A 14,516-nucleotide genomic window follows, 5' to 3' on the forward strand; every position below is an offset into this window, starting at 1 on the left:
AAAAACTTTACTTTTTAGTTTATTACTTTGCAGGTTATGGATCAACCTGTACAACAGAAACGCCAGGCCGCTTTAGGCTTTATTTTTGTAACATTATTAATTGACGTTATTGGCCTGGCAATCATTATTCCGGTTTTTCCGAAACTGATAGAGAAACTCATACACGGCAATATCAGCGAAGCCTCCAGAATATCAGGGCTGTTACTGGTAGCTTACGCGGTAATGCAGTTTCTGTTTTCGCCATTGGTGGGTAACTTGAGCGACAAATACGGTCGTAGACCGGTATTGTTATTATCCCTGCTTGGCTTCGGCATCGATTATCTTTTCCTGGCTTTTGCGCCAACTATAGGCTGGCTGTTTGTTGGCCGTATTATAGCAGGTATTACCGGCGCGAGTTTCACCACGGCGTCGGCCTATATTGCCGATGTTAGTCCGCCCGAAAAACGCGCGCAAAACTTTGGGATGATTGGCGTAGCCTTCGGTTTGGGTTTTATAATAGGCCCGGTTATAGGTGGCATTTTGGGTAAGATAGATACGCACTATCCGTTTTATGCCGCGGCTGCTTTGGCTTTGTTAAATGCGGCTTACGGTTTCTTTATTTTGCCCGAATCATTAGATAAAGAACATCGCCGCCCGCTTGATCTTAAAAGATCGAACCCATTGGGCAGCTTGTTACAACTGAAAAAGTATCCGGCGGTTATAGGTCTCGCGGTTTGTTTGTTCATCGTATACTTCGCGGGGCATGCCGTACAAAGCGTATGGACCTTTTACACCATGGAAAAATTTAAATGGAATGAGGCCACAGTTGGTTACTCTTTAGGTTTTGTAGGCCTGATGGTTGCTTTGGTGCAAGGCGGTCTGATAAGGATAGCTATACCTAAACTGGGGCAGGAAAAAAGTATTTGGATTGGTTTATTGTTATATGCGGTAGGGATGTTCTTGTTCGGTACGGCTAACCATGGCTGGATGATGTTTGCCTACCTGGTGCCTTATGCCCTTGGCGGTATAGCAGGCCCGGCATTGCAGGGCGTAATGACCAATGAGGTACCCGCAAACGAGCAAGGTGAACTACAGGGTGGACTTACCAGCTTAATGAGTTTGAGTTCGATATTCGGGCCGTGGTTTATGACCTACATATTCTATTACTTTACCAGCCCTAAAGCGCCTGTACATTTACCCGGCGCACCTTATTACGTAGCATCAATACTAATGTTGATCAGCGCGATACTGGCCATCAGAAGTTTCAGAAAAGAGAAAGCGTAATAAGCGCTGATTACAGCATATTAATCTAACCCGCTCACGCCGCCGGACACCACGAATTTCATTACTTCGGCGGCACTTTTGTTAATGGGTTTAACTTTATCGGCAGCTATGATGATCACCTGCCCGGCAAACGAATAGGATAACGGAAAATATACCGCTACATCGCCGGGAAGATCAAGTGATTTAAGATCTTTCTTTACCAAGAAGCCAATCTTCTTCAGGCCGAACTCATTTACTTCTACTAAAACAGGTTCGCTGAACTTCTTTTCTTCGCCCACGAAAGCTTCGGTAAGATCTTTTATAGATGAATACAGGAACTTAAAGATAGGCAGGCGGTTTACCCAGCGGTTAAGCCAGCGTTTTATAGGATCGGTAATTACGTTGGTTACCAAAATGCCCGCCAGCATAATAATAACGATGACGTTAACGATACCCAAACCCGGAATATAAACCGGTTTGCCGTGCTTATCGGTCCATAGTATATCGCTTAGGTTTAACGCATTATCAATAGATGAAACCGCCCAAAACATTAAAAAAATGGCGGCGCCAAGCGGCACCACAATGAGCATTCCCTTAACAAAGTAATTAAGTAAAGCCCGTCCTAACCTCTTCATGATAATTGTTTAATAACCGCAAAAGTACATTCTTTTAAATTTAATTGAAGAAGTAAAAGCAGAAGGGTTGCAATCAGCCGCTAATTATTAGCTTAAATCAATAATTCTCTTTTTAATCGATATCTAAGTGAAAATTATTCAGCATCAGTTATGGAAATATTTAGTTTTCGAGAAGTCAAATGGTCTTTTGAGAATTTCCATATTTTCCAATGATTATTAGAAACATGAACCGGAAGGCTGACTTTTAACAATTTAATATATTCAACTGCTTCATCATTTAAATCAGCAAACGGCAATGTAAACCATAACGAAACAGTGATATCTTTTGATAACCTCAGATAGATTTGTGAATTGTGAATTCTATTATCCACTACTGGAATGCTATCCTGATCATGCAATAATTTTCCAGTTTCCGGATTGATAAATTTAAATCTCCACATTGCGGAAAGTGTAACATTTGCAAATTTATTTTCAATATCAAGGGCCTTATTTATATGCTTTTTTCTCACATAAAATTTCCATACAAACTCACTTGTTGATAAGTAATTAGTTTGAGACCATACAGGCAATCCAAAATTTCTAATCAGATACAAAATCGTTGCTTTTAAACCTACTTTTTTATCGGATACATTTAGCTCAAGAATGCATTCCGGATCAGGATTATTCGTCAACTTTTCAATAAATCCTAAAAGTAAATAATACGTTCTTGGACCTGAACCATTGTTTATCTTGTGTGCCCCACCTGATTTGATTGGAAGTCCTTCATACGAAATAAATCTTTTATCCATTTTGCGCAGTGTGCTGAATTAAATTATCTTAAAATAGTTCTTAAAACACTTTTTCATGTCAATTATTAATTCCAGAAAGAAAAAATGTAATCTTTTACGAACAGCAGGCATTTAACAGATAGTTTATCGTGCCTATCTATCTTTTATTTTAAGCGAATCAACAGTTGTATAACCTGTATGATGAATAACGTAACAGGTGTAAGACGCATGCTTCTTTTCTTTAAGTTCATTAGTCCGGTCGAAATAATTGTCCACATAAAAAACCGAATCATTGATTTGCTTTACGCTTTTCTCCGGTTCTTGATTGAATGTAATGGAGTCTTTAGGGTTCGTTTCCCGCCTTATATAATCAAAGGTTAGCAGCAATGCTTTTTGCTTGGTAAGGGTATCGGGGGCAAAAGAATATTTCACGTTACTATTGCCGCCGCAGGCAAATAAGAACATCAGGGGTATTGCGATAAAAATTAGTTTCTTCACTATTTATAAATTAAATTTTTCTTTTATTCGTAAAAGTACACCCTTTTTACCCGTTGCGAAACGTTAGTTAATATCTCGTATGGAATAGTGCCTATCTGGGCGGCTAATTCTTCTATCCTTTGCTTTTCATTAAATACGATCACTTCGTCGCCCTCCTTTACATCGGGCACTTCGCTCACATCAATCATACACATATCCATTGATACATTGCCTACCGTTGGCACAACTACGCCCTTTACCAGCATGGTGCCTACCCCGTTGCCAAACGCCCGCAGGTAACCATCGGCATAGCCTATACGAACCGTGGCAATGCGGCCATCTTTGCTCAAAGTACCATTCCGGTTGTAGCCGATAGTATCACCGGCAGCTATTTTTTTAATTTGAGAGATACTCGTTTTTAAACTCCCGATAGGTTGCAGTGAGGCATCAGATGCGGGCACAGCGGCATCAATTCCGTACAAACCAATGCCCACCCGCACCATGTCATACTGTGCACCCGGCCACCTGATGATGCCCGATGTATTGCAAATATGCTTGATCACGGTGTAGCCAAGCACCTCTTCTATTTGTTTAAATGCCGTTTCAAAAGTATTGATTTGCTTTTGAGTAAACTCATCGTGCTGTGCCGCGTCGCTGGCCGAGAGGTGCGAAAATACCGACTGGATGCGCACGTAAGGATTATCCTCCAGCATATCGCACAGAGTTTCAATCTCATAGTCTTCAAAACCGAGCCTGTGCATGCCCGTGTCTATTTTTAAATGGATAGGATAGTTAAAAATGTTGCTATCCTGAACATATTTCACAAATTCTTCAAATAAACCGAAGCTATATAATACCGGTTGCAGTTTAAATTCAGTGAGTTTTTCAAACGCGCTTACCTCCGTATTCAATACCACTAAAGGCAGCGTTATTCCCGCCTGACGCAATGCCACGGCTTCGTCGGCATAAGCAACAGCCAGATAATCAACTTTATTGTATTGCAGCATATTGGCCAGTTCGTAGGTACCGCTGCCATACGAAAACGCTTTCACCATGGCCATTACCTTTACACCCGGCTTTAGTTTGGAGCGATAAAAATTGAGGTTATTGAGCAGCGCGTTCAGGTTTATTTCCATCACCGTCTCGTGTGCCTTTTGTACCAACACCCGGCTTATGCGCTCAAACTCAAAGTTACGCGATCCTTTAAGTAAGATCGTTTCACGCCTGAATCCTAAATTATTAAGCTGTTTAATTAAAGTAATGGTATCGGTAAAGAAATATTTTTCCGGAATATCGAAATATTGCTGATGTGCCACCAACGCCTCCCCTACCCCGATAAACTTATCAACCTGCCTGGCTTTTACCAAGTCGGCCACCTGCTTGTATAATACATCCTGCTGCAAACCCGACTGGTAAATATCACTCAATATCAATGTCTTTTTCTGATACTGGTTTTGCTGGTTTAAAAAGTTCAGGGCTATCTCTAACGATTGAATATCGGAATTGTACGTATCATCAATCACCGAGCAATCGTTGATGCCGTTCTTCAGCTCCAAACGCATGCTCACGGGGGCCAAACGTTCTATGCGCTCGTCGGCCGTTACCGGGCTGTAATCCATAGCCAGCATGGTTGCCCAGCAAACAATGGCATTCTCAATAGAAGCTTCATCCCTGAACGGGATAAGGCATTCTATCTCCTCGCCCTTGTAAATGGCCCGCAGGTAATAATTCTTCTCGATAGTGGTTTCGCTGAACACATACAGATCGGCCTGGTTAAAAAATCGGCTCCATATAAAGCGTTCGGGTGTTTTTATCTCTTCCTGGTAATCCAGCAACTGCTCGTAATTGTGGATGAGTAAACGGCAATTGGCGAATAGCTTTAATTTCTCGCTGATCTTTTCCTCACGATCATTAAAACCTTCGTCGTGCGCGGAACCTATGTGGGTAAGTATCCCTATTTCGGGCTTAATAATAGCCTCCAGCCGGATCATTTCACCTGTGGTGGATACACCGGCTTCAAAGATACCCAGATCATTCCTGTCGTTTATTTGCCATACAGAAAGCGGCACGCCAATTTGCGAATTATAACTTTTAGGATTGCGTACAATGGTTTTATCGGCACTAAGTAATTGATAAAGCCATTCCTTTACAATGGTTTTACCGTTGCTACCCGTTATACCAATTACCGGTAAGTTGAATTGCGAACGATGATATGCCGCCAACTTTTGCAGCGCCATCAGCACATCTTCAACCACCAACAGGTTAGCTTCGGGGAAATAGCCCTCGGGTTGCTGCTTCAAAATAAAGTCGCGCACACCGGCATTATAAGCTTCGGCAATAAACTCGTGCCCGTTGCGCCTGCCGCTCAGCGCGAAGAATAATCCGCCTGATGGGTTGCTGATTCGGCGGCTATCGGTAAGCAGTATATTGATGCTGTTGTCGTTAACTATTTCGCCTGTAGCGTTTACTATTTGTTTTATTTGGCTGGAGGTATAACGGCTTTTGTGCATAGTGGTACGAATTTGCTTATATTTCTGTACATACAAGAATTTTAGCGAATTTTGGTTTGAATGGAACGCCCGAACGCTATAAAAATTACCGACGAAAAAGTGGCCCTTGCCAAAGCCGAAAGCTACTGTGCTTACCAGGAACGCTCGCAGCAGGAAGTACGCGATAAACTGTATGAATGGGGTTTGTGGACCGATGCCATTGAGCACATCATCAGCCAGCTGATCACCGATAATTTTTTGAACGAAGAGCGTTTTGCCAAAACTTATGCCCGCAGTAAGTTCAACCAAAAACAATGGGGTAAAATAAAGATAAAACAGGGCCTGAAATTGAAACGTGTGCCCGATGTATTGATCAAAAAGGCGCTGTTGGATATTGATGAGGACGATTATTTAAGCACCCTAACTCATATTTTAGAGAAAAAGGCCAGCCTGATAAAGGAGAAAGACAAGTTTAAACGTCGTTATAAACTACAACAATATGCTTTATCACGTGGTTTTGAAAGTGACGCGATATCGGGCATTTTGAAAGTCAGCGACTTATGAAAAACTTTCAAATATTTGCATTTTTTGCTTGCAGGGAATAGTTTTCTCTCTATATTTGCACCCACAAACAGCAAACATCTCGTTTAAAGTTTGAAACACCAACGCGAAAGTAGCTCAGTTGGTAGAGCACGACCTTGCCAAGGTCGGGGTCGCGAGTTCGAATCTCGTCTTTCGCTCAAATCCCTTCGGTTAAATGAAGGGATTTATTTTTAAAAGGTTTAGACACCTGCTCAGATGGTGGAACTGGTAGACACGCAGGACTTAAAATCCTGTTCCCGTAAACGGAGTGCGGGTTCGATTCCCGCTCTGAGTACTTGAAAAAAAGCGATTAGGTGAAAGACACTAATCGCTTTTTTATTGACGAAAAAATAATGGGCGAAATTGGATCAAGCTGAATTTGTCAACGGCATACGAAACTCTTATCCGTTTAATCCTACCGGAAAAAATTTTAGAATATTTTGAATTTACCGATGTCCGTTCGTCAGAAAATAGGCAGTTAAAAATTTAATTCCGGTAGAAGAACCTTGCTCCATCCGGTTACGATAAATCCCAGTTAGAGTCAAAAGATTTCTTGTCTGAAACAGCCATACAGAATTTCTCTATCCGGTGGTATAAAGTTGTCCCCTGTATCAAAAGATGCGGGTAAAAAGTTAAAACAAGCGGGTAGATCATCACAAAAGATTGTGAATATCACTATGGATCTGTCAAGATCAGTGATCAGGATTGTAAGAACTATCCTTTCTTTTTTGAAAGCTATAAATGAGGTAAAAAAGCGCCGGCAAAATAAACACACTCCCGAGCAATAGTGCCGTACCTAATGCTTCGATCGTTTTGTCATGACCACGAAGCTCAACCAGCGAAAGATGACCGGTTTTTAGAATCACTATATTGGGATAATGGTTGATCGTTACTGATAACAAGATCATCGCTATTTGAAATCCGGCAAGGAAACGTAAAATGATGGTTTTTCCTTGCATCATCAAATACCATAAAAGTATAAGTGAAATAGTAGCTGCTATAACAGCGGTTATTCCAATACTGTTACCAAATATCCAGGTGTAGACAGGAATATTACTCAGCCTGGCAGAAAGGAAGACCAAACCACCACATATCACTGCGGCAATGTTCATGGATACGGCCATCTTTCTAAACTGCTTTTGCTCTTCTTTTATTTTTGTTTCCCCGATCAGGTAAACTGCCGCCAAAAATCCGCAGATAGCGACCGTAAAAAGCCCTACTGAAAAACTGAACCAGCTGAACCAGCTAAAAATGTACGCGTTAAGGAAATCATGCGACGACAAATCAATTTGCCCGGAAACGGCGCTCCCGGCCACAATACCCAGGAACAGCGGCGTTATAAAACTGGAGATAGCAAATATCCGGTTATATACCATTTGCATATCATCTTTAATAGCATCATAATTGCGGAAAGAGAATGCGGTGCCCCTGGCTACTATCCCTAACAGCATTATGGTTAATGGGATATGAAGATAGATAGACATGGTTGAATAGATAACCGGGAACCCGACAAACAAGATAACAATGGCGATGATGAGCCACATATGATTTGCCTCCCAAATAGGCCCTATTGCCTTATAAAGCGTTTTACGGGTTTGTTGCCTGTCTTTTTTACCGGTGAAAAGTTCGATAATTCCGGCACCGAAATCAGCGCCACCCAACAGGAGATAAAGAAGTATAGATGTCCAGAGAAAACCAATAACTATATACAGCATAATTTTATATTATTGAACGCCCTCCTTAACATCATAAAGTATATTTACCATTTTAATTTGCCTGTAAAGCATAAAGGTTACCACTACAGCCAGAGATACATATACCAAAGTAAAAACATAAAATGAATAAGCTATGCCGGGCATTGGTGTAACCGCGTCGGCGGTTCTCATCACCCCGTAAATAATCCAGGGTTGTCGCCCCACCTCTGTTACTGTCCAGCCGGCTTCAACAGCCAAAAACCCCATAGGGGTAACGATAACAAATAGCTTAAGCAGCCATTCTTTTGTCAGCCATTCCTTTTTCTTCCAAAGTGCAAAAAAGTAAATCACCGCGGTGATCATCATTAACACACCCAAACCAATCATTATCTGAAACGCGAAATGCGTTATAGCGATCGGCGGGTGTTCATTTTCCGGAATACTGTTCAAGCCTTTTACTTCGGCTTTAAAATCGCCGTGAGCCAGGAAACTTAAAACACCGGGGATTTTTATCGCGTAGTTAACTTTCTTTTCTTTTTCATCAGGAATACCACCCAATATAAAGGGCGCGCCTTTTTCAGTTTCAAAGTGTGCTTCCATGGCTGCCAGCTTAGCCGGCTGTCTCTTAGCAACATCTTTTGCAGATATATCACCGCTAAGCGGTTGCAATAATGCGGCTACACAAGCAAACAACGCAGCAATTTTAAATCCTTTTTGATGAAAAACAACATTATTCTTCCTGATGATCATTAATGCGTGTACACCTGCTACAGCAAAACCAGTAGCTGCAAATGCAGCGAGCGACATGTGCAATGCCTGCGAAAACCAGGCGTCATTAAACATGGCAGCTATCGGGTCAATGTTTATATACTTTCCGTTTACGTAATCAAAACCCTTGGGGCTGTTCATCCAGGCGTTTGCCGACACCACAAGGATACCGGAAAGCAAACCGCTAACGCCAACAATAACGCCTGTAAACCAATGGAACCACCGGTTAAATCTGTCCCAGCCGTACAGGTAAAAACCCAACGCTATCGCTTCTATAAAAAACGCGGTTCCTTCGAGGGAAAAGGGCATTCCAAATATCGGTCCGGCATGCTTCATAAATTCGGGCCATAACAATCCAAGTTCAAATGAAAGCACTGTTCCGGAAACAGCACCGGTCGCGAAAAATATCGCAACACCTTTGCTCCAGGCTTTGGTAATATTTTTATAGTTCGGGTTGCCGGTTCTAAGCCAGATCAAATGTGATACGGCCATAAAAAATGGCATTACCATGCCGATACATGAAAAAACAATATGAAAACCCAGCGAAAGGGCCATTTGTGAACGGGCGGCTATAAAATTATCCATGTAATTTAACTATGCACAAAGTTGGTTAAAACATTGGATAGAATTAGCCCCCACTTACCTTAAATTTTAAACATGACAGTCGATTAGTAATTATATTACTATACAAGCTGCTCGCTTACAAATTAAAACTTAAAAGCAGTAGAAAAGTGATTTAATCAGAGTAACCGTGCCTCTATATTTCACCTGCGAGTAAAACGCTTCATTAACAACATTTCATTTCGGAGGTAAATTCCAATTTCACAAACTAATTCAGTGTAACAGTTAAAGTAAAATTTTAATTTCATGCTGTTTCAATTGAGTTTTATCCATACAGATTGCCGGAACACGGGTAGTATGGTAAAACAAAAAACGCCAGCCTTGAATTTTCTGTAAAGATGGTTGACGGCAATTGCCGTCAACCTTTATCATTATTCAACTGAGATTTATCACAGCGGAGAACTGGAAACCGATACCCAATCAACCCACATCATCGTTTTACTCATTACATTAATATTGGCATTGTTGAATATTGCATCATTTGGCGGCCCACCTACACAAAGATTAAACAGGATATTATGGGCGCTAAAGTTTTGCAAATTTAAATTAGGGTTACTGGAATTTGTATAGGTAGTCTGTGTAACGCCATCCAACTGAATAACTAATGTCATAACCCCCGCATTATTGATCCAGAAAACATCATAGTTATGCCATCCATCACCCGAACTGATCGGACTTTCACAAGTATTACCTAACTGATTCACGCCAGCGGCGGTTCCATAAAATAAATTGCTTGCATATTTCTCTGTGCCACCTTTGGAATAGCCTTCCATAATGTCAATTTCTCCGTTCACCGGCCAGTTTGTTTCATTGGTCATCCAAAATGCCGGCCATACACCATAGGTTTGCTTAAAAGATTTATAAACGGTGCCATCAATTGCTATTAATTTTATACGGGCCCTGATCCAGTATTTCGTATTGACAGGAGGTTTAAAGGTAGACACCGATTTTATATGCCCCGATGTATAAGCATTGGCTGCTCCCGGTTTGGTGGCTGTAAGTACCAGGCAACTGGTTTGATCATAACTGCCGATAGTAATATTGGCGGAATTGTACGTACAGTAGGATGAATTGTAATCTACTCGATTAGTCACTGTCCAATTAGCTGTGTTTAGCGTATTAAAGTCATCTCTGAAAATTTCGGTCCATACGTCGGCCGTTGTTTTTATAACGGTGGGTTTACTGATAAACCCATGGTCTGATGGTGTTTGAGATACTAATTTTTTACATGATGCGAAGCAAATCAATAAAGTTGCAACAATCATCAATTTTGAAGTTCTAATGTTCTTTTTCATTTTTTGCTTATAATTTGGTTAGTAAATTGATTAATTTCTTGTGAAGCATGAGGCCAAATTGACGCATAGGGCAATCCATAACCAGTCTGAATCCCTCCCATTTGTGAGAAGGCAGATGGCTTATACTGTTAATTTGGTTATGAAAATTTGATGGCTCGTCGTTGCTTATCCGAAGACTCCCCAACCATCCTGAATGAAAATAACCCAGGGCGGTTTCGTACCCTTCATGCGGTAACGGCTAACGGTTCCGGCGGATCTCATATACGCGTACATAATCCACCTCCATCTTTGCCGGAAGCAGGCTTTCATCGACCGACGTAGTGGTACCCGGGAAATCGCCTCCAACGGCAAAATTAAAAAGTATATAAAACGGATGTCGAAAAACGCCGGTGTTATTGATCCCGTTTTTTATATTCGAACTGCCGATCCTGGTCTTATCGACATACCAGGAAATTTCATCCTTATCCCATTCCACAGCGTATAAATGAAACTCGCCCGGCGTTGTCGGTGCTTTAATTCCGTACATCGCATGGCCATTTTTATCCCAATGGATGGTCCCGTAAACAATGGTGTCCGCATTCACGTGCTCCATGATATCTATCTCGCCACACTTTGGCCATCCTACTTCTTCAATATCGTAACCAAGCATCCAGAAGGCAGGCCAAAGACCTTTGCCCATCGGGCATTTGATGTAGGCTTCGATCCTCCCTCCCGGTATCGCAAATTTTCCTTTTGTATTTATCCTTGATGATGTATATGGCTGGCCGTATGCGCTTTCCTTTTTTGCGGTGATCGTTAAAAAACCACCTTTTACAGTTGCATTTTCAGCTTTGTAAGCCTGCTTTTCATGATTAGTGCCAAGGTTCCCGATCTCGAAATTCCAAAGCAATGGATTGATCGTTTCCCCGTCAAATTCATCATGCCATATTAAAGCGTATGTTTTTGACGAATCGCTTAAGCTACCCTGGGCTTGACTGCTACTGGCATCAACAATTGAAATAATCATTGCCAGCAGGGCAGTGTACTTTATTCTATTAATTAATAATAAACAATTCATAAAATCAATATTAGTAGGATTAATTGCTGCATTTACATCCACCCCGGCAGCTGTTGAAGGCATACCGGGGTAATTGGGTTTTATATGAATCCGATATCATCGATATAGATCGTTTCGTTAGAAGCTCCGCTAAGTTCCTGCACTATGATTTGCTGTACTTCTACAGGTCCCGTGCCGAACTGGCTGATCGGGATGGTAAAGGTTTGCCATTGGCCCTCCCTGATGGTAACATTTACCCCATCCGGCGGACTGTTCTTGATGGTTACCTGGTGCCCGTTCTTATCCGGGCCTTCAATAGCAACTCGGAGTATATTGCCGTCCGTGCCCGGTCCGCCATAAATTGATATTTTAAGTGCCGTCATCGGGATGAGGCTGATCGGTGCCCCGCCGTTGCCGATCTGGAAGCCTGCGTAGCCCCCGGTATAGGTGATCGCGACGGAGTGGGTTCCCCTTAAGACCGGCGATGTATTGTCAAACGCCGGATGATCCCCGCCATTCCAGCCCCCTGACCACCATCCATTGGCAAGCGCATCGTCATACACTACCAGCTTAAAACCATAAGCGACAGGTGAGGTCGCGGTTCCGCCAGGCGTAGTCACAGTTATGAAACCCTGCACATCGCCGGCGGGCACCTTGATCTGTATTTGGGTCGGCGTTGACGTGCCGACAATATCCACAGGCGTTGTGCCGATCTTCACACTGCTTACTTCGTTAAACGTTGTACCGGTAACTGTAATAATATCCCCGGCACCGGCATATAAGGGAGACAATGAGGTGATGACCGGAGCTGGCTGCAGAATGGTAAACGGAACACCGGCACTCCCGTATTTTGTGACAACGGTCAGGGTGTTGGAAACCCCTGATCCCCATGGCGCATTAAGGGGAATAGCCACGATAATCGTTTTATCGGTAACAAGTGCCGGGTTAAAGTAAACGGACTGACCATTGAATTCCACTGAAGATGTTGTAGACAAGTGATCGCCGATAATAGCATACAAACCATTTAACCCACCCGAAATTACGGTAGAATCTTGTTTGATACTGCTTATTGCGGTTATATTAATACTGGAATCCAATGTAATACGCTGTATCACATTATTAATGACCGTATCCTTGGCAACCGTCCTCACCCGCGTGATTACCGGGGCAGCCCCATTACCGTCCTTTTTACAAGCGCTGAACCATAAGATAACACTCATACAGCAGGCCAGTATGAGCAGTGTTGGTTGATTTTTTTGATATTTCATGCTGAATATTTTTAATGTCTATTTAAAATCATAAGGGACAGGAGGCAATAATAGCTTAGGGTTTTGAGCCGTCTCGATTGTTGGATACGGAAACACAAAATCATTATTATCCGGCACCTCTGTATTTTGGGCATAATATATAGGGCTTACATTGGCGCTGTAAATGCCCCTTAACTGATTTTTGATAACGGTTATCGCTTTGGTGTGCTGGTTACCGGTTATTCCGGCCCAGCCGTCCAACCTGTAAAGGTCAAACCAATAATCGCTTTCAATGGCAAGTTCAATTCGCCTTTCATGCATTAAATTGGCCTGGGTTAAGGTAGGCAGGGCGGTTAAGCCTGCCCTAAGCCGCACTTTGTTAAAGGGAACCAGTGCCGCAGGATCAGATGTGCTTGGAGCCCCTGCCAAAACCGCTTCGGCTTCGATAAGTAAAACCTCCGAATAGCGCATGATGTAGGTAACGTTGCCCGTAGAAAATTGCGCACCGATGCCGCCGTTGTCGGCAGGGGTTCCTACAACATATTTTTTAAGGGCCGCCCTGGAATCTTGTGCATTGACGTTACTTGGTACGGTATAGCCACCCGATGCCTGATTGAGATTAGGGTAGTAAGCGCCCGCCAGCATAATGGTGGCATACCTGCGCTCATCGCCCGGCTCATAAGCCCTTTGCAAATCAACCGTAGGCCCCACAACCCCATAACCGTCTCCGGTTCCGGTAAGTACCGAGCTGTAAGCGAAAGATGATTGTATAGAATTACCGCGGCCAAACGGAGCGCCACCTGCCCATTGCAGGGCTATTACTGATTCTTCATTGTTATTATTAGCAGTTTTAAACAGGTCGTTGTAGGTTTTCCCGTTTACTTCACCTGCATTAGGGCCGTAAAGTTTAAACTCCCCGCTGTTGATCACTTTCTCCGCTTCGGCACGTGCATCAGCATAATTTTCCATATAAAGATAAACCTTTGCCAGCATGGCTGAAGCAGACCCACTGGATACGCGCCCCTGCGCCTGGGAAGAGCCGTTCCTGATCATGTGTACACAGTTAGCTTCCGCAAATTTCAGATCATTGATAATAAACTTATAGACATCAGCGACAGGGTTTGTGTTAAGCTGAAAATCAGTGATATGGTCCAGGTTATTTTCAATGATCGGGACATTTCCCCAAACCCTTACAAGATTGAAATAAGCAAGGGCCCGCATGAGGTGAGCCTCCCCCAAAGCATTATTAACAACGTCAACAGAAACTCCGGCAGGTACCGTTTTCAAGTTATTGATCACAGCGTTTGATTGGGCAACAACCGTGAATAATGAGTTCCAGCCTTTTACAACCAGGTTATTATCAGCATTGACGGAAAAATTGCCAAAGTTAAAAACGTCGCTCGAATAAGAGCGGCTGTTACCGCCGTACATATCGCCAATAGCCCAGCTTACCTGGTTGTTCCAGTTAAACCAGGGTGTTCCGTATAGTGCCGTTGTGCTCGCCTTTATTTGCGTTGCATCTTTGTAAAAGGTTTCGAGCGTAAGTGCTGCCTCCGGCGGCCTGTTAAAGAAATCCTTTTTACAACTGATTGCTGTAAAGCTTAAAATCAAAGTTATAAGGATAATATATTTAAAATTTCTTTCCATGGTTACGTAATTATTT

12 protein-coding genes and 2 tRNA genes are annotated in these 14,516 nt (G+C 42.6%); 4 read left to right on the forward strand and 10 right to left on the reverse strand.

Going from position 1 to position 14,516, the window contains the following annotated elements:
• Positions 1-36 precede the first annotated feature (36 nt).
• On the forward strand, positions 37-1,263 hold the full coding sequence (locus ABD894_RS05090; protein WP_345209909.1) for a TCR/Tet family MFS transporter: 1,227 nt from the start codon (positions 37-39) through the stop codon (positions 1,261-1,263).
• 20 nt (positions 1,264-1,283) lie between these two features.
• Here the strand turns inward: ABD894_RS05090 and ABD894_RS05095 are convergent, their stop codons facing one another.
• The 4 genes from ABD894_RS05095 to ABD894_RS05110 form a co-directional block, all read right to left on the reverse strand.
• On the reverse strand, positions 1,284-1,877 hold the full coding sequence (locus ABD894_RS05095; RefSeq protein WP_345209910.1) for a DUF502 domain-containing protein: 594 nt from the start codon (positions 1,875-1,877) through the stop codon (positions 1,284-1,286).
• A gap of 134 nt (positions 1,878-2,011) precedes the next feature.
• Complete coding sequence (locus ABD894_RS05100; RefSeq protein ID WP_345209911.1) at positions 2,012-2,665, reverse strand: hypothetical protein; 654 nt, start codon at positions 2,663-2,665, stop codon at positions 2,012-2,014.
• A 132-nt stretch (positions 2,666-2,797) separates the two neighbouring features.
• Positions 2,798-3,142: a hypothetical protein gene (locus ABD894_RS05105; RefSeq protein WP_345209912.1), complete on the reverse strand. Its 345-nt coding sequence runs from the start codon at positions 3,140-3,142 to the stop codon at positions 2,798-2,800.
• 23 nt (positions 3,143-3,165) lie between these two features.
• Positions 3,166-5,631 (reverse strand): bifunctional UDP-N-acetylmuramoyl-tripeptide:D-alanyl-D-alanine ligase/alanine racemase, encoded by a 2,466-nt coding sequence (locus tag ABD894_RS05110; protein ID WP_345209913.1) that lies wholly within the window; start codon positions 5,629-5,631, stop codon positions 3,166-3,168.
• Positions 5,632-5,691: 60 nt separating this feature from the next.
• Here ABD894_RS05110 and ABD894_RS05115 point away from each other — a divergent pair, with 60 nt between their 5' ends.
• From ABD894_RS05115 to ABD894_RS05125, 3 genes are all read left to right on the forward strand, one after another.
• A complete protein-coding gene (locus tag ABD894_RS05115; protein WP_345209914.1) occupies positions 5,692-6,174 on the forward strand; it encodes a regulatory protein RecX in 483 nt (160 codons plus the stop codon).
• 103 nt (positions 6,175-6,277) lie between these two features.
• Positions 6,278-6,350: transfer RNA gene (locus ABD894_RS05120), tRNA-Gly, on the forward strand.
• A 52-nt stretch (positions 6,351-6,402) separates the two neighbouring features.
• Positions 6,403-6,487, forward strand: a tRNA-Leu gene (locus ABD894_RS05125).
• Between the two features lie 397 nt (positions 6,488-6,884).
• Here ABD894_RS05125 and ABD894_RS05130 read toward each other — a convergent pair.
• From ABD894_RS05130 to ABD894_RS05155, 6 genes are all read right to left on the reverse strand, one after another.
• On the reverse strand, positions 6,885-7,907 hold the full coding sequence (locus ABD894_RS05130) for a cytochrome d ubiquinol oxidase subunit II (RefSeq protein ID WP_345209915.1): 1,023 nt from the start codon (positions 7,905-7,907) through the stop codon (positions 6,885-6,887).
• 9 nt (positions 7,908-7,916) lie between these two features.
• Positions 7,917-9,239, reverse strand: coding sequence for a cytochrome ubiquinol oxidase subunit I (locus ABD894_RS05135; protein WP_345209916.1), 1,323 nt, complete (start codon positions 9,237-9,239; stop codon positions 7,917-7,919).
• A gap of 425 nt (positions 9,240-9,664) precedes the next feature.
• Entirely contained in the window at positions 9,665-10,570 is a 906-nt protein-coding gene (locus tag ABD894_RS05140; RefSeq protein WP_345209917.1) for a glycoside hydrolase family 16 protein, read from the reverse strand.
• A gap of 238 nt (positions 10,571-10,808) precedes the next feature.
• The gene (locus tag ABD894_RS05145; protein ID WP_345209918.1) at positions 10,809-11,690 is read right to left on the reverse strand and encodes a glycoside hydrolase family 16 protein; all 882 of its coding nucleotides are present in this window, start codon (positions 11,688-11,690) and stop codon (positions 10,809-10,811) included.
• 17 nt (positions 11,691-11,707) lie between these two features.
• On the reverse strand, positions 11,708-12,874 hold the full coding sequence (locus ABD894_RS05150) for an IPT/TIG domain-containing protein (protein ID WP_345209919.1): 1,167 nt from the start codon (positions 12,872-12,874) through the stop codon (positions 11,708-11,710).
• A gap of 18 nt (positions 12,875-12,892) precedes the next feature.
• On the reverse strand, positions 12,893-14,500 hold the full coding sequence (locus tag ABD894_RS05155; protein WP_345209920.1) for a RagB/SusD family nutrient uptake outer membrane protein: 1,608 nt from the start codon (positions 14,498-14,500) through the stop codon (positions 12,893-12,895).
• Positions 14,501-14,516: the final 16 nt, after the last annotated feature.

The sequence above is a fragment of the Mucilaginibacter gynuensis genome (assembly GCF_039541195.1).
Classification (GTDB): domain Bacteria; phylum Bacteroidota; class Bacteroidia; order Sphingobacteriales; family Sphingobacteriaceae; genus Mucilaginibacter; species Mucilaginibacter gynuensis.